At 59.4% G+C, this 16,030-nt stretch carries 11 protein-coding genes and 3 riboswitches; of the genes, 8 read left to right on the forward strand and 3 right to left on the reverse strand.

Annotated features, from left to right (window positions below; genetic code table 11):
- Window positions 1-15: 15 nt before the first annotated feature.
- Genes AC1RMF_RS21180 through AC1RMF_RS21190 form a run of 3 tightly spaced genes read left to right on the forward strand, consistent with a single transcriptional unit; the run spans window position 16 to window position 1,614 of the window.
- Window positions 16-591 (forward strand): YceI family protein, encoded by a 576-nt coding sequence (locus tag AC1RMF_RS21180; RefSeq protein ID WP_493144222.1) that lies wholly within the window; start codon window positions 16-18, stop codon window positions 589-591.
- Between the two features lie 47 nt (window positions 592-638).
- The gene (locus AC1RMF_RS21185) at window positions 639-1,076 is read left to right on the forward strand and encodes a DUF2267 domain-containing protein (protein ID WP_493144132.1); all 438 of its coding nucleotides are present in this window, start codon (window positions 639-641) and stop codon (window positions 1,074-1,076) included.
- Window position 1,077: 1 nt separating this feature from the next.
- Window positions 1,078-1,614: a DUF2867 domain-containing protein gene (locus AC1RMF_RS21190; RefSeq protein ID WP_342616424.1), complete on the forward strand. Its 537-nt coding sequence runs from the start codon at window positions 1,078-1,080 to the stop codon at window positions 1,612-1,614.
- Window positions 1,615-1,623: 9 nt separating this feature from the next.
- On the opposite strand, the gene AC1RMF_RS21195 is transcribed toward AC1RMF_RS21190, so the two are convergent.
- The 3 genes from AC1RMF_RS21195 to AC1RMF_RS21205 all read right to left on the reverse strand — a co-directional run bounded on the left by AC1RMF_RS21195 (window position 1,624) and on the right by AC1RMF_RS21205 (window position 7,914).
- Window positions 1,624-4,209, reverse strand: a complete 2,586-nt coding sequence (locus AC1RMF_RS21195; RefSeq protein ID WP_493144134.1) for an EAL domain-containing protein — start codon at window positions 4,207-4,209, stop codon at window positions 1,624-1,626.
- A gap of 162 nt (window positions 4,210-4,371) precedes the next feature.
- A riboswitch (cyclic di-GMP riboswitch) is annotated at window positions 4,372-4,461 on the reverse strand.
- Window positions 4,462-4,845: 384 nt separating this feature from the next.
- On the reverse strand, window positions 4,846-5,841 hold the full coding sequence (locus AC1RMF_RS21200) for an AAA family ATPase (protein ID WP_493144136.1): 996 nt from the start codon (window positions 5,839-5,841) through the stop codon (window positions 4,846-4,848).
- Window positions 5,842-5,982: 141 nt separating this feature from the next.
- Window positions 5,983-7,914 carry a YhgE/Pip family protein gene (locus tag AC1RMF_RS21205; protein WP_493144137.1) on the reverse strand — a complete coding sequence of 644 codons (1,932 nt, stop codon included), beginning with the start codon at window positions 7,912-7,914 and terminating at the stop codon, window positions 5,983-5,985.
- A 115-nt stretch (window positions 7,915-8,029) separates the two neighbouring features.
- Here AC1RMF_RS21205 and AC1RMF_RS21210 point away from each other — a divergent pair, with 115 nt between their 5' ends.
- The 5 genes from AC1RMF_RS21210 to metH all read left to right on the forward strand — a co-directional run bounded on the left by AC1RMF_RS21210 (window position 8,030) and on the right by metH (window position 16,028).
- Window positions 8,030-9,325: a PilT/PilU family type 4a pilus ATPase gene (locus tag AC1RMF_RS21210; RefSeq protein WP_493144139.1), complete on the forward strand. Its 1,296-nt coding sequence runs from the start codon at window positions 8,030-8,032 to the stop codon at window positions 9,323-9,325.
- Between the two features lie 86 nt (window positions 9,326-9,411).
- Window positions 9,412-9,568: riboswitch (cobalamin riboswitch) on the forward strand.
- Window positions 9,569-9,688: 120 nt separating this feature from the next.
- Window positions 9,689-10,936, forward strand: coding sequence for an aromatic ring-hydroxylating oxygenase subunit alpha (locus AC1RMF_RS21215; protein ID WP_493144140.1), 1,248 nt, complete (start codon window positions 9,689-9,691; stop codon window positions 10,934-10,936).
- A gap of 10 nt (window positions 10,937-10,946) precedes the next feature.
- Window positions 10,947-12,047: an FAD-binding oxidoreductase gene (locus AC1RMF_RS21220; protein ID WP_493144141.1), complete on the forward strand. Its 1,101-nt coding sequence runs from the start codon at window positions 10,947-10,949 to the stop codon at window positions 12,045-12,047.
- An 84-nt stretch (window positions 12,048-12,131) separates the two neighbouring features.
- Window positions 12,132-13,178, forward strand: a complete 1,047-nt coding sequence (locus AC1RMF_RS21225) for a homocysteine S-methyltransferase family protein (RefSeq protein ID WP_342616431.1) — start codon at window positions 12,132-12,134, stop codon at window positions 13,176-13,178.
- A gap of 9 nt (window positions 13,179-13,187) precedes the next feature.
- Window positions 13,188-13,268: riboswitch (S-adenosyl-L-homocysteine riboswitch) on the forward strand.
- A 21-nt stretch (window positions 13,269-13,289) separates the two neighbouring features.
- Entirely contained in the window at window positions 13,290-16,028 is a 2,739-nt protein-coding gene (gene metH, locus AC1RMF_RS21230; protein ID WP_493144143.1) for a methionine synthase, read from the forward strand.
- Window positions 16,029-16,030: the final 2 nt, after the last annotated feature.

Genomic DNA, 16,030 nt, shown 5'->3' on the forward strand with positions numbered 1-16,030 from the left:
GGTGCGCTCCATTCAGTGCGTCCATATTGGCTTGCCTTGGTTGGAATGATGGCCGTTGCTTCAGGCGCAGCCCAAGCTGAAACCGAAAACTATGCCATCGATCCCAGCCATACCTTCGTCACTTTTGAAATAGGGCACTTTGGTGCATCGACCAACCGCGGTCGCTTTGACCGGAAGGAAGGTTCCGTTCAGCTGGACCGCACTGCCAAAGTGGGCAAGGTGGAAATATCCATCGATATGACTTCTGTCAGCACGGGAACCGAAGCCTTCAACAAATTCCTGCAGGGTTTTGAGATATTTGATTCGGCCACCTATCCGACAGCCAAGTTTATGGGCGACAATTTCAGCTTCAGCTCAGACAACGTGAGCGAGGTCGCAGGAACCCTGACTCTGCTGGGTAAGACCAATCCGGTGGTGCTCAAAGCCAATCAGTTCAGGTGTTACCGAAGTCCCGTTTACTTGCGTGAGGTTTGCGGCGGAGACTTTGAAGCCACCATCGACCGTGTCGATTGGGGGATGAACTATGGACTCATCTTTGGCTTTCCCAGAACGGTTCACCTAGTCATACAAGTGGAAGCGATCAAGCAGTAAACGCCCACGGCCCTGCCGAAAGTAGGAGGGTGCATAGAATTGTGTCCGTGACACTGCCATTTGAATACCAGAATCCCACGCTGCAGTTCGAGCGCTTCATGGTGGATGCCCGCGATAGCGCAGGTCTGCCCACCACAAATATGGCATGGAACATGGTGGTGGGTGTCTTGCATGCGTTCCGATGGCGCCTGTCAGTGAGCCAGGCACTTTCTTTCGCCGCTGTTCTCCCGCCGGTGGTTCGCGCACTGTTCATTGAAGACTGGGAGCCTGAGCGACCCGTCCTGCCATTTGGCGAGCCGGCCGATTGGTTGGCAGACGTTCGCAGTGTCCGCTCTCGGCACAATTTTTCCCCACCTGATGCGGTGGCCTCGGTGGCTACCGCGCTTCGCAAGCATGTGGATGCGGAGGCCTTGGACCGTGTGCTGTCGCAATTGCCAGTCGAGGCACGCCGCTACTGGCAGCCAAAGCTGCCTGCAATGACTTGATATGCCCAAAAACCAGTCCACGCAATCAAGGCCCTATCGGTCACAGGTGCCGCTCAATAGCGTCATCAGCACGTATCTGCCTGGAGCGTATTTTTATGATGCTACCTCCATATCGGTAGAAGACACCGAGGCAACGGCCTTGGACTATTTCCTCAAAGCCTTGCGGGAAACGCCAACTTGGGTCGATCTGCTGATGTCGGCCCGCAATCGGGTCGTATCGCTGTTTGGGCTCAAGGACCTGGGCAGACTGTCACGATTGGACCCCGGCAAACCTGCTTCTGAGTACCTTGCCGGAGATCGGGTTGGCATATTTACCCTCATCATGAACAGCCCCAGCGAAGTACTGCTGGGTGACAAGGACAGACACCTGGATGTCAGCTTGTCGGTCCACAAATCTCATGATGCGGGCCATGTACATGCCACGATCACGGTGACGACCGTGGTGCACGTTCATAACTGGCTCGGTCGCCTCTACATGCTTCCCGTGACTCCCATGCACCGCATGATCGGGCCTGCCGTTCTCGGTGCAATTGGATAGCGTCTGCGATCAGGCCCGGTTGCCTGCGGCCAATGGGCTGCCGTCAAATTGCGTTACATATGCCGCAAACGCGTCCTGCGTCAGTGGTTTGCTGAACCAGTAGCCTTGGTAGGCTTGGCATCCCAGTCGTGCCAGGGCGTCACGGTGCTCTTCCGTTTCGACACCTTCTGCGATGGAGGTCAATCCGAGGCTTTGTGCCAAGGCGATGACCGTGCGGCAGATAGCCGCGTCATTGGGGTCGGTAAGGATGTCACGCACAAAGGATTGGTCGATCTTCAATTGCGAAAGAGGCAGGCGCTTGAGGTATGCAAGAGAGGAGTAGCCAGTGCCGAAATCGTCCAAGGAGAAGGTCACGCCTATCGCTCTGAGCGCGTTCATTTTCTCGATAGTCTCTTCCACCCCATCGACCATCAGGCTTTCCGTCAGCTCCATCTTCAGTTTGTGCGGGTTGGCTCCGCTGTTGCCGAGTGCGTTCATGACTTCGGAGACAAAATTCTTGTTCCGGATCTGACGGGCGCTTACATTGACCGCAATGCTCAGGTGCGCCATATCTGGCCTGTTGGCCCAATCTGCCAGTTGGGCGCATGCGGTATCCAGAACCCACGTTCCCAGCGGCAGGATCAATCCCGTTTCTTCGGCCAAAGGGATGAATTCGGCGGGTGACACCATGCCGCGCACCGGGTGGCGCCAGCGTACCAACGCCTCAGCTCCCACAATGCGCCCCTCGCTATCAACCTGTGCCTGGTAGTACAGCACAAATTGCTGTTGGCTCACTGCCTCACGCAATTCGATCTCAAGGGCTGCGCGTGAGGTCACTACGGCTTGCATGACTGGGTCAAAAAAGCGCAGCGTGTTGCGCCCGGCGGCCTTGGACTGGTACATGGCCAAATCGGCTCTTTTCAACAACTCTTCTGCGGAGACTTGCTGTCCGTTAAACACGGCAACTCCAACGCTCGGTGTGCTGCGGATTTGCGTGTTGGCCAGCGTGTAAGGCTGATTGAGTGCAACCAGTATTTTTTCACCCAGGATATCAACCTGGCTGGCGGCTCCTTCCGTGTATTCGGACAGTCCTTCCAGCATCACGACGAATTCGTCGCCACCAAGGCGAGCCACCGTATCGCTCTCGCGCACGCAGGATGTCAGGCGCTGTGCCACTTGCTGCAGCAGCAGGTCACCTTTGTCATGGCCCAGGGTATCGTTGAGGGTTTTGAAGTCATCCAGGTCAATCAACAGCACGGCACCGCAACGGCCAATGCGTGCGCTGGTAGTCAATGCCTGATGCAGTCGGTCCATCAGCAGCCGGCGATTTGGCAGGTCCGTGAGCGAATCGGAAAAGGCCAGATGCTCAATGCGGTCCTGCGCTACCTTGTGTTCTGTTATGTCGGAGAAGACGCCCACATAGTTGGTAGTTGCTCCCTTTTCGTCCAGCACGGCAGTAATGGCGAGCCACAGAGGAAATACCTCTCCATTCTTGCGTCTGCACCACATTTCACCTTGCCAGTATTTGTCGCGATTGACACGACCCCACATGGCCCGGAAATAACTATCACTGTGACGCTCTGATCGGAGCATTTGCGGCGTATTTCCAACGACTTCACTCGGTTCGTAACCCGTGATATGGGTAAACGCTTTGTTGACCTTGAGAATGATCTGATCGGCATCGGTGACGATCATGCTCTCCAGCGATTCAAAGGCGGTTGCAGCCACGCGCAATTCGGCCTGCGCTTGTTTGTGGGAGCTGATGTCAGAGGCGGTACAAATAAGCAATCGCCTGTCATTGAGCAAGGTTTCATAAACCCGCAGCTCCAGGTCAAACCCGGAGCCATCCTTGCGTCGTCCCATTGCCTCACAAGGAGAACCGATGGCCTTTCTTACGCAGGAATAAAGGTCGCTGTCGGGTGCGGATTCATTTACGTATTGGCTGGGATCCTGCATCAACATCAAGATGCTTCTTCCCAACACTTCTGTCTCGCCGTAGCCGAACATGTGCTCGGCCGACTGATTGAATGATTCGATGATTCCATTTTCGGACATGGATATCACGCCACTCTGAACACCCTCCAGAATCACGCGCTGGCGCTTCTTTATGTCCCTGAGTTGAATATTGCGCCTGAAACCAATATTGATCAACACCAGAACATATCCGACCACGCCCAGTATGCAAATCACCACGGCTGGCCACTCAGTGTGCAGCGAAATCTGCAGACCATAGATGCTGGTCCAAACAAGAATACCCGCCAACAAACCCAGAACCGATTGTGGAACTCCCCACCATCCCTTATTGGCCACACTGTTGATCAGGTTTGCCAATATGGCAGCGAAACTGAGCCAGAGTGAAAACTGGATGGCTGCAACATACAAACCGAGTAGCACAGAGTCGACCGACAAGTTGCGCAGTTCCGATCGAACCGGGTTTGGAGAAGCGCAGGCTCGCCAATATTGAAAATGGGGATATACAAGAAACAGAAGCGCAAGAGCAGTCCACGCAATGGAGTCAAACTCTTTGCCGTATATTTGAAAACCAGTGGCTACAAAAGCCAAGGCAAATGTAACTGCACGTGCACGGTAGTGCACTTGGACCAACCAGGACCTCATGGCTCGGCGAGCTGTCAAAACTGTGCACTCACCTGAACAGGCAGCCTTTGCAAGGTAATGAGTACCAAGTTCACAGAATCCAAATTGCTCATGAAACAAATCCCTTTCAGAACTACCGGACGCGCTGGCAGACAAAGGGCGGAATACCTAGGTTGAAAACCTGAGAGCAACTCAGCCACCCATCCATTGATCAATGGGTTCGGGTCTGTAGCTTTGCGTCCGCACCTTTCGATGCGTTTGCCAAAATCGTGGCCGATCTTACTTCGAAATATGTGCAACGAATGTCTCGGGCGTGGCCTTTACTGGTTTAGAAGTAAAACATCTTCGATCTATTGCATATATTGTATTTTTATTGATACAAAATGCGACTCCCGCGCTGCGCTTCACGAAAATATGTATCTCGGTTCATAAGGGTTGTGTGGGATGCAATTAGAGGGATTTTTGATATGGATTTGCATATGACATGGAAGATATTCACATTTCATGAAATATCTTTGCATCCCGGCTTTTACGCAAAGCGCGCCACACGCTCTTGAATATATAGAGGCTGAAGAGGGATCAGGAAAGTCGTGGCGCCTGCTATGTATAGATCCATGCGATGCGTAATCACACCGCCTAAGCCGATCTGCCTCTCAGTTATTGCAAAAAGCCCATGCTTGCCTTCTTGCCACCAGCTCTTGGCACGTCGATTGCGCGCACGGTGTCGCTGCGGTCCAGGCGGGCATTGCCAAAGCCAGTCATCCAGGCGCGGCGCATGTCACGTGGGGCGCACTCGCTCAGGATGTCGAGTACATCGTCCAAAGGCTCGGGCGCAAAGTGCTCGCCCCAGCCGTGTTCACTGCGAATGGACTTGTACAGATTGCGGGCAATCTGCCTTGCTGCTTCCGGCGATGGCGGTAGCACTTCGAACACATTCATGCGATTGAGAATGGGCTCGGGGATGCAGCGTTCGTCATTGGCAGTGGTGATCCAGATCACCTGGCTGGCGTCTACCGCCACCTCGGCAAATTCATCGGTGAAGGCTTTGGCGGTGTCATGCTCGAGCAGGCTGTAGAGCGCACCCAGGGGATCGTATTGCGCGTCTGCCGCCGCCTTGTCAATCTCGTCCACCACGATCACCGGATTGGCGTATTCGCCGTCCACCAGTGCCTCGAATACCTTGCCCGGCTTGGCTCCCTTCCATTGCGAGGATGCACCCGAGAGCAGCCAGCCTGCGGTCATTGAGCTCATGGGCACCAGAGTCATGCCGGTGCCCAGCAGGTCCGCCAGCTTCTTGGCGAAGTGCGTCTTGCCGATGCCGGGCTGACCCAGCAGCAGAATGGGCGTCACCTCAATGCCATCCGTGCAATCCTGGGCCAGCGCCACGTGGCGCTTCACGTCGTCCAGCACTTCCGTGAAATTCGGCAGTGACTGGTACAGCTCACTCATATCCGGAACGCCCGAGGGCTTGACCTGGAAGCGCTCCGGTCCGCGCTCCAGCATACGCTGATAGGTGGTGCGCAGGTTGTCGTGCTCGTTGCCCTGCAGCTTGGCGAGTTTGCGTTCAACCTCCTGCGTCTGGAACACCTGACGCATTTGCGCCACGGGTAAACGGAACGGTGGTGATTGCGGGACCAGACTGCCAGATGCCATGGAGACCTCCTGTGCAAAATTCCTTTAAACAATGCGCTGATTTCTATTCAAGCACAGGCACAGGCGCTGCACGCGCCATACGGGAATTTTTTTAAACGATGTTGACAATTTGCCACTGCCCGCGGGAGGTGGCGCGTGGCGTCAGAAGTTCACCGCGGGGCGCATCTCGGTGGGGCGCACATATTGCCAACGGCCCAGGCAGCAGGCGCACACCAGTGCGCCCAGACAAGTCAGCCCCATCACGGTAAGCGGATGCTGCCAGGCTCCTTCATAGGCGCCGAACAGACAGATCTTCATGGCGCGTACCACCCAGGTCAGAGGTAGCCAGGGACTGATCTCGCTGAACAACGTGCCACTGAGTTCCACTGGCAGGATGCCGCCCGAGCTGGAGAGCTGCACAGCCAGGAAAATCATCGACAGGGCCTTGCCCGCGTCCCCCATGGCACGGGTGAGCGCCATGACGATGCACAGAAAGGTAATGGCCGAGAGCGCCAGCGTGATCGTGAAGAGCGCTGGCATGGCCACGGGTATGCGCAGGCCAAACACCACCAGCGCATACAGCAAGGCGGCTTGCAGCAGCACGATCACCAGCGGAACCGTGATCTTGCCCAGGAGTTTGGCCGAGCCGGAGAAGTGTTGCGCCCGCACCGGCAGCAACCGCACATGGATGAGAAAGGCGGCCACGCCCGCACCCAGCCACAGGGACGCAGGGATGATGTTGGGCGCAAAGCCGCTGCCGCTGTTGGGTACGGGCGCCTCCACTTCCACCACCGGGCTGACGGAGTTGGCCAGCCCTTGGGCACTGCCGTCCGGTTTTTCCACCGCAGGAGGCAGCGAGGAGGCCAGCAACTCCAGCCCGGCGCTCAGGCGTGCGGCGCCTTGTTGCGCCGTGACGGCGCCGCTTGCCAGTGCGGTGTTGGCCGCCTGCAGCGTATCGGTGCCCTTGTCCAGCTCGTCCAGCAGGCTGTCCTCCGGCAGTTTGGTCACCATGGTGCGCAGGCCCTGGTTCATGGCGCGCACGCCAGTGGTCAGGGCACCGACGCCGCTACTGAGTGCGTCGGCGCCTTCGGCCAACTTGCCCTGCGCCTCCAGCGCGGTCTGCAATCCTGCATCGAGTTGGGTCACGCCGCTGTGCAACTGGTCCAGGCTCTCTGCCACCTTGCTCGGCACCAGAATGCTGTCGTGTGCCTGGTCGCGAAACGCGGCCACGCTGGTGCGTATGGCCTGGCTGCCGGTCTTGAGTTCGACCATGCCTTTGGACAACTCGACGTGGCCTGCGGCCATCTGCTCGGCGCCGCTCCTGAGACGGTCCAGATCGGAGCCGCGCGGATGCTTGGCATCCATGGTGCGCAGGCCGTTGGCCAGTTGGCGCACACCGCTGCTGAGCTGGTCTACACCGTTGTTGATCCGCTGAGAACCCGTGGCAGCCTGCTGCGCACCGTTTACCAGCGGGCCCATACCCTTGCTCAATTCGTGGGCTCCGGCACGCAGTTGGTCGACACCATCGCGCAGCCGTTCCACACTGCGTTGCGAACCCGCTGCGTTGAGCAATACCAGTCGCCAGCGCCGCTCGTTCAGGCTTTCATTCACGTCGTGGCCGAGCTCACGCGCAAAGCTGCGGGCCAACTGCGCACTCTCGTAGTTGTTGCCGGCTGATGTGTACACCACCAGCTTGCCCGCACCGGCCTCGTGGCCTGGTAGCGCGTTGGAGCTGAAGTCCTTGGGAATCACCAGCGCAAAGGCCAGCGCACCCTTGCGCACCTGTTCGCGCGCCTGGTCTTCCCGTTCAAAGTCCTGAAAGCCAAAGGTCTGCTTCTTGCGCAAGGTGGCGGCCACTTCCCAACCCACGTTGAATACCTGGCCACGGTATTCCACGCCCTGGTCCAGGTTCACCAGGCCTACCGGCAAGGCAATGGCACGCGCAGCCGGGTCCCACACACTGGAGAGGTAGATAAAGCAGTAGAACGCAGGGATGCAGGCCACCAGAAACGTGGCCGCAATCAGGCGCGGGTAGCGGATGAAAGACTGCACTTCCAGGCGCAGGATCAGAAGAATTTGTGACAGCCAAGGCATGGCCCATTGTGACGCAGCCCGGCCTGATCTGCTCAGGCCGCAGTGTTGACCCCATGCCCGATGCACCCCATACTTTGCACCGCTGTCGCCCGTCCAACCAACTACCCGATTGCCTATGTCTACCTTGAACGAAGAGCAGGCCCGCGCCTACATGCACAAACTCCTGGCCGCCATGAGCCAGGCCGGTGGGTCGGATCTGTTCATTGCCAACGACTTTCCCCCCAGCATGAAGGCCCACGGCAGCATGCAGCCGCTGACCAACCAGAAGCTCAACGGTGAGATGACCAAGATGTTCGCCCACTCCCTGATGAACGAGAAGCAGCGCGCCGAGTTCGCCAAGGAGATGGAATGCAACTTTGCCATCAGCATTCCCGGCGTGTCGCGTTTTCGCGTCAACGTCTATGTGCAGCAGCAGAACGTGGCCATGGTGGTGCGCACCATTGCCTCCGAGATTCCCAATTTCGAGAAGCTCTCGCTGCCGCCCGTGCTCAAGGACGTCATCATGAACAAGCGCGGGCTGGTGCTGGTGGTCGGCGGCACCGGCTCAGGCAAATCCACCTCGCTGGCCGCCATGATCGACTACCGCAACCACACCTCGGCCGGGCACATCATCACGGTGGAAGACCCGGTGGAATACGTGCATGTCTCCAAGAAGTCGCTGGTGAGCCACCGCGAAGTGGGCGTGGACACCCACAGCTGGCACCATGCGCTGAAGAACACCTTGCGCCAGGCGCCGGACGTGATCCTGATCGGCGAGATCCGCGACCCCGAGACCATGGAGCACGCCATCGCCTTTGCCGAGACCGGCCACCTGTGCCTGGGTACCTTGCACGCCAACAGCGCCAACCAGGCCATAGACCGCATCATCAACTTCTTCCCCGAAGACCGGCGCAACCAGTTGCTAATGGACCTGTCGGCCAATCTGCGCGCCATCATCTCGCAGCGGCTGGTGCGCACCGAAGACGGCAAGGGGCGCAAGGCAGCCATCGAAATCCTGCTCAACACGCCCACGATTGCCGAGCGCATTTTCAAAGGCCAGTTCGGCGACATCAAGACCATCATGGAACGATCGCGCGAACTGGGCATGCGCACCTTTGACTGGGCCCTGTACGAACTGTATGACGAGGGCCACATCAGCTTCGAGGAAGCCATCCGCAATGCCGACTCCGCCAACGAGCTGCGCCTGGCCATCAAGCTCAAGAGCCGCCGTGGCGAGCCGCCCGGCGCGGACGGCCCAACCCTGTCTTTCGACAAGGAACCCACGCCCGAAGAGCTCGAAGCCATGCGCCAGGAGGAGCAGCGCAAACAGGCCGAGCGCAAGCGTCAGCTGGAGAACGATGAACTGGAGCGCAAGCTCAAGGAAAAGGGCCTGGACAGCCGTTTCACCGACAGCCGCATCAGCACCCAATAGCACGTGTTAACCCTATTGACCACCCGCGTCGCAGGGTGTACGCGCGACGTCGCTTTCGCATAGGTCCATTTGAATCTCCCTGTGGTCTCATTCACCACGTTCTAGGTGCCTGGCGGAAATTCTCCATCGGGATAATTGGGAAGCCGGTGTGATACCGGCGCTGCCCCCGCAACGGTAACGATGCCTCCAGTCCCGACAGGATGGCATCGAAGCCCGGAAACCAGCCTGGAAACACTGGATTTCGGCTGATCGCGGCGGGCGGTCAAGAGGCTGAGCACACGGGGCGTGTCAGACTACGTCACCTTCCGTGTTGTCCTCTTGCATCACCATGCGTTCAGTCCTCTTGTTTTTTTAAGGACTCACATGGACACACGCACCAAGATGCTCCATCTGCTTCGCAGCAGACGGGACGGTTTCACTCTGGAACAGCCCTTTTACATCGACCCCGACTTCTACAAGCAGGACCTGGACCTGATCTGGTACCGCGACTGGCTTTTTGTCGGGCACAACTGCGAGGTCACCAAGCCGGGTAGCTACTTCACGGTTCAGGTGGGCGACTACCCCATTGTGGTGGTGCGTGGACGGGACGGGCAAATCAGAGCTTTTCACAACTCCTGCCGCCACCGCGGCAGCCGGGTCTGCGCATCGCACCGTGGCACGGCGGCCCGTCTGGTCTGCCCTTACCACCAATGGACCTACGACCTGGATGGCTCACTCGTCTTTGCGCGGCAGATGCCTGAGGACTTTGACAAGGCGGAGTTCGGTCTGAAACCCGTTGCTTGCGAAGATGTGGGTGGCTACATCTTCATCTGTCTGGCGCAAACCCCGATGGACTTCGAGCCGTTCCGGCAAATGGTGGAGCCGTATTTCGCACCGCACCGCCTGACCGATGCAAAGATCGCTTTCGAGTCGACCATCATCGAGAAGGGCAACTGGAAGCTCGTGTGGGAAAACAACCGCGAGTGCTACCACTGCGCGGCAAACCATCCGGCGCTGTGCAAGACCTTCCCCGAGGCGCCGACCGTCACCGGCGTGGAGGGCGCGGAAAACGATCCGGAGATGTTGGCGCATTGGGACCGCTGCGAGGCGGCAGGTCTGCCTTCGCGTTTTCGCATAGACCAGGCCGGACAGTACCGCACAAGCCGCGCGCCGTTGTTGGGTGACAGTGTCAGCTACACCATGAGTGGCCAGCGTGCGGTACGCAACAATCTGTCTGACGGTGTCTCTACGGACCGCATTGGAACGCTGCTGCTGTTCCACTATCCCACCACATGGAACCATGTGCTGGGCGACCATGCGGTCACCTTCCGGGTAATGCCCATCAGTGCCACGGAGACGGCGGTCACCACCAAATGGCTGGTGCACAAGGACGCGGTCGAAGGGGTCGACTACGACCTCAAGGAACTGACCAAGGTCTGGATCGAGACCAATGACGAAGACCGGCGCATCGTCGAAGAGAACGCGTTTGGCATCAAGTCGCCAGCCTATGAGCCGGGCCCCTATTCCGAGATGCACGAAGGCGGCGTGGTCCAGTTTGTGGACTGGTACGCCGGCTTCATGGCGCAACGTCTGGCCGAAATCGAAAAGCCCAAGCTGGGTAAGGTAGTTTGAGGAGCATGAGATGAACGCTGTGACGCATGCAGGCAATTTCCGGACACTTGATGAGATGGAGCCCTGGAACGACAGTCAGCAAGGGCTGGAGGTGATCTCCGTCGTCGACGAGGCGCCGGGGGTGAAGACCTTCACGTTCCGTTCCGACACGCTTAGTTGGTTTCGTTACAAGCCCGGGCAATTCATTACGCTGCAGCTGCCGGCGCAGGACGGCGTTCTGAACCGGACCTACACCCTGTCGTCCAGTCCGTCGCGGCCCCATGCCATAGCGGTGACAGTGAAGGCACAGCCCGGTAGCGTAGGAACGCAATGGATGTTCGACAACGTGAAGTCAGGTTCCCGGCTCAAGGCCATGGGGCCGTACGGCGACTTCACGCTGCACAAGCATCCGGCGGCAAAGTACCTGTTCATCTCGGCGGGCTCGGGCATCACGCCCATGATGTCGATGCTGCGCTGGCTGTACGACTGCGCGCCCGGCGCCGATGTGGTGTTCGTGAACTGCGCTCGCGCGCCGGAAGAGATTGTCTTCCGACGGGAACTGGAGTTGCTGGGCAGTCAGATGCCGGGCCTGTCGCTGCGCTTCCTGGTGGAGCAAAGGTCGTTGCGGGAAAGCTGGCCGGGCTTTGTCGGGCGCATTGATGCGCTGCCACTCACACAGATGGCGCACGATATCCAGCAACGTGAGGTGTTCTGCTGCGGCCCCGATCCCTTCATGCGCACCGTGCAAGGCATGCTGAAGTCTGCGCAATTTGATATGTCGCGCTACCACCAGGAGAGTTTTGGTGCAGCCGAAGCCGAAGTGCTTGGCACGCACGCCGCCGCGGGTGAAGCCCAGCAAGCGGCACCGGCGACATTGCCCATTCGCTTCATGGACTCCAACCTGCAGGGGGAGTGCCTGCCCGGGAAAACGGTTCTGCAAACGGCGCGTGCCAGTGGCGTTCGCATTTCTGCAGCTTGCGAATCGGGCATTTGCGGCACCTGCCGGGTGCGCAAGATATCCGGCGAGGTCTCCATGAGCCACAACGGCGGCATTCTGGACGAAGACATCGCGGAGGGCTACATCCTGGCCTGCTGTGCAAGACCCACAACCGCGCTGGAAATAGAGGCCTGAGTCCCGTTTGCGTACACTACGGGCCGCAATCGCAGGCCGTGAGAGCATGGCCTGCGACCATCCCGTATCTGTATGAAAGAGTTGATGCAAACCTCCACGCCTTCGCGCTACACCCGCGCCCAGCAGCTGCCCGAGATTCTGGACCAGCGGATCATGATTCTGGACGGCGCCATGGGCACCATGATCCAGCGTTTCAAGCTGAGCGAAGCACAGTACCGGGGCCAGCGCTTCAAGGATTTCCACAAGGACGTGAAGGGCAACAACGAGTTGCTGAGCCTGACCCGCCCCGACATCATTTCCGATATCCATGAAGGCTATCTGGCAGCCGGCGCCGATCTGATTGAAACCAATACCTTCGGGGCCACGACGATTGCGCAGGCCGACTACGATATGGCGGACCTGGCCGTTGAAATGAATGCGGCATCGGCCCGCCTGGCCCGCGCAGCATGCGACAAGTTTTCCACGCCGGACAAGCCGCGCTTTGTGGTGGGCGCACTGGGCCCCACACCCAAGACCGCCAGCATCAGCCCGGATGTGAATGATCCGGGTGCACGCAATATCGACTTTGAACAGCTCAACGTGGCCTACTACGAGCAGACCCGTGCGCTGGTTGAGGGCGGGGCCGATGTGCTGCTGGTCGAAACCATCTTCGATACCTTGAATGCCAAAGCGGCCCTGTTTGCCATTGACCGCTATTTCGAGGACTCAGGCGAGCGCCTGCCCATCATCATCAGCGGCACGGTGACGGATGCGTCGGGGCGCATTCTGAGCGGCCAGACCGTCACCGCCTTCTGGCACAGCGTACGCCATGCACAGCCCCTGGCGGTCGGACTGAATTGCGCGCTGGGTGCGGCGCTGATGCGCCCTTACATCCAGGAACTGCACCGGGCGGCACCCGACACCTTCATCAGTTGCTACCCCAATGCAGGTCTGCCCAACCCCATGGCGGAGACCGGATTCGACGAGACACCGGAAGTCACCAGCCGGCTGCTGCACGAATTTGCGCAGGAGGGCTTGGTCAACATCGTGGGCGGCTGTTGCGGCACCACGCCCCAGCACATCAGCGCGATTGCCCGGGAAGTCAGCCCGTTTTCTCCGCGCACGCTGCACCAGGCGGCTTTCTACCGTTAGAATCGCCGCTCATCCAAGGAGCGTTGCAGTGCGGGCGAGGGCCCCACCAGGCTTGGATCTGCACTTTCATTGCAACGACGCTCACCTGATATTCCTACATCGGTGAGTCACATGCTTCGTTCTCAATACCTCGCACCCATGATGCTGTCCGGCCTGGAGCCGGTTGTCATCAACGCGGATACCCTGTTTGTCAACATTGGTGAGCGCACCAATGTGACGGGCTCCAAGGCCTTTGCCCGCATGATTCTCAACGGCGAGTTCGAGCAGGCCCTGGCCGTGGCACGCCAGCAGGTCGAAAACGGCGCACAGATCATCGACATCAACATGGACGAGGCCATGCTCGACAGCCAGGCTGCCATGGTGCGGTTTCTGCAGCTGATCGCCAGCGAGCCCGACATTTCGCGCGTGCCCATCATGATTGACTCCAGCAAATGGAGCGTGATCGAAGCCGGCCTGCGTTGTGTGCAGGGCAAATCCATCGTCAACTCCATCAGCATGAAAGAGGGCGAGCAGGCATTCAAGCAGCAGGCCAAGCTGGTGCGGCGCTACGGTGCGGCGGCGGTGGTGATGGCTTTTGACGAGCAGGGCCAGGCCGACACCTACCAGCGCAAGATCGACATCTGTGCGCGTGCCTATCGCATCCTGGTCGATGAGGTGGGTTTCCCACCCGAAGACATTATTTTTGATCCCAACATCTTTGCCATTGCCACCGGCATCGAGGAGCACAACAACTACGCGGTGGACTTCATCGAAGCCACCCGCTGGATCAAGCAGAACCTGCCGGGCGCCAAGGTGTCGGGCGGCGTGTCCAACGTCAGCTTTTCCTTTCGCGGCAATGACCCGGTGCGCGAGGCAATCCATACGGTGTTTCTGTACCACGCCATCCAGGCGGGAATGGACATGGGCATCGTCAATGCCGGCATGGTGGGTGTGTATGACGAACTGGCACCCGAGCTGCGCGAGCGCGTCGAGGACGTGGTGCTCAACCGCCGTGCCGATGCCGGTGAGCGCCTGGTGGAAATTGCCGAGAGCACACGTGGTGCCGCGCGCGACGAGAGCCGCAGGCTGGACTGGCGCGGAACGCCGGACGCACCCGTGTCGGTCGGGCAGCGGCTCAGCCATGCGCTGGTGCATGGCATCACCGATTTCATCACCGAAGATACCGAGGAGGCCTATCGCGACTTGCTGGCCCAGGGCGGGAGACCGCTGCATGTCATCGAAGGCCCGCTCATGGACGGCATGAATGTGGTGGGTGACCTGTTTGGCCAGGGCAAGATGTTCCTGCCTCAGGTGGTCAAGAGCGCACGCGTCATGAAGCAGGCCGTGGCGCACCTGTTGCCCTACATCGAGGCCGAAAAGGCCGCGATGGTGGAAGCGGGCGGGGAAGCCAAGGCCAAGGGCAAGATCGTCATTGCCACCGTCAAGGGTGATGTGCATGACATCGGCAAGAACATCGTGACCGTGGTGCTCCAGTGCAACAACTTCGAAGTGGTCAACATGGGCGTGATGGTGCCCTGCCACGAAATCCTGGCCCGCGCCAAGGTGGAGGGTGCCGACATGATCGGCCTGTCCGGGCTGATCACTCCCAGTCTGGAAGAGATGGCCTATGTGGCTGGCGAGATGCAGAAGGATGACTACTTCCGCATCCGCAAGATTCCGCTGCTCATTGGTGGCGCCACCACCAGTCGGGTGCATACAGCGGTCAAGATTGCGCCGCATTACGAGGGACCGGTTGTCTATGTGCCGGACGCCTCGCGCAGCGTGGGCGTGGCGCAAAGCCTGCTGGGCGAGCAGGCGGCCAGCTACCTGGAGACGCTGGCTGCGGACAACGACAAGGTCCGCGAACAGCACGCCAACAAAAAGCAGGTTGTGTTGTGGTCGTTGGAGCGCGCGCGCGCCAACAAGATGCCGCTGGACTGGACGGCCTTCCAGCCCACCCGCCCCAAGTTCATTGGCCGACGCGTGTTTCGCAACTTTGACCTGAGCGAGCTGGCACGCTTCATCGACTGGGGGCCGTTCTTCCAGACCTGGGATCTGGCGGGTCCGTACCCCGCCATCCTGCAGGATGAGGTGGTGGGCGTGCAGGCGCAGCAGGTGTTGCGCGACGGGCAGGCATTGCTCAAGCGGGCCATTGATGGCCGCTGGCTGACGGCGAATGCGGTGCTTGGGCTGTACCCGGCCAACACGGTGCATGACGACGACATAGAGCTCTACACCGATGAGTCGCGCAGCCAGGTGGCCATGACCTGGTACGGCTTGCGCCAGCAGTCGCCCAAGCAGGAAATCGATGGCGTCATGCGACCCAGCCGCTGCCTGGCGGACTTTGTCGCACCCAAAGGTGTTGCGCCGGACTATGTGGGCGTGTTTGCCGTGACGGCCGGTATTGGCGCTGAGAAACGCGAGCAGATCTTCATGGACGCACACGACGACTACAGCGCCATCATGTTCAAGGCCATTGCGGACCGTCTGGCAGAGGCCCTTGCCGAATGCCTGCACCACCGGGTACGCACCGACTGGTGGGGCTATGCGCCAGATGAAAACCTGGATATGGAGGCCATGATCAGCGAGCGCTACCGTGGCATACGTCCGGCGCCGGGCTACCCGGCCTGCCCGGACCACAGCGCCAAGAAGGACATGTTTGACCTGCTGCAGTGCGCAGACATCGGCATGGAGCTGACCGAAAGCCTGGCCATGCATCCTGCCGCCAGTGTCAGCGGCTTCTACCTGGGACACCCGCAGGCCAGTTATTTCAACGTCGGCAAAATCGGTGACGACCAGTTGCAGGAGCTGTGCCAGCGCCGCCAGATGCAGCCGGCTGAGCTCTCGCGGTTGCTGGCGCCCAATCTGTGAGC

The organism is Rhodoferax sp. GW822-FHT04A08 (assembly GCF_058801025.1).

Coding starts and splice junctions, on each gene's coding strand:
- AC1RMF_RS21190 (WP_342616424.1), top strand. CDS start 1,078: ATGCCCAAAAACCAGTCCACGCAATCAAGGCCCTATCGGTCACAGGTG.
- AC1RMF_RS21220 (WP_493144141.1), top strand. CDS start 10,947: ATGAACGCTGTGACGCATGCAGGCAATTTCCGGACACTTGATGAGATG.
- AC1RMF_RS21205 (WP_493144137.1), bottom strand. CDS start 7,914: ATGCCTTGGCTGTCACAAATTCTTCTGATCCTGCGCCTGGAAGTGCAG.
- AC1RMF_RS21200 (WP_493144136.1), bottom strand. CDS start 5,841: ATGGCATCTGGCAGTCTGGTCCCGCAATCACCACCGTTCCGTTTACCC.
- AC1RMF_RS21210 (WP_493144139.1), top strand. CDS start 8,030: ATGTCTACCTTGAACGAAGAGCAGGCCCGCGCCTACATGCACAAACTC.
- AC1RMF_RS21225 (WP_342616431.1), top strand. CDS start 12,132: ATGCAAACCTCCACGCCTTCGCGCTACACCCGCGCCCAGCAGCTGCCC.
- metH (WP_493144143.1), top strand. CDS start 13,290: ATGCTTCGTTCTCAATACCTCGCACCCATGATGCTGTCCGGCCTGGAG.
- AC1RMF_RS21195 (WP_493144134.1), bottom strand. CDS start 4,209: ATGAGGTCCTGGTTGGTCCAAGTGCACTACCGTGCACGTGCAGTTACA.
- AC1RMF_RS21215 (WP_493144140.1), top strand. CDS start 9,689: ATGGACACACGCACCAAGATGCTCCATCTGCTTCGCAGCAGACGGGAC.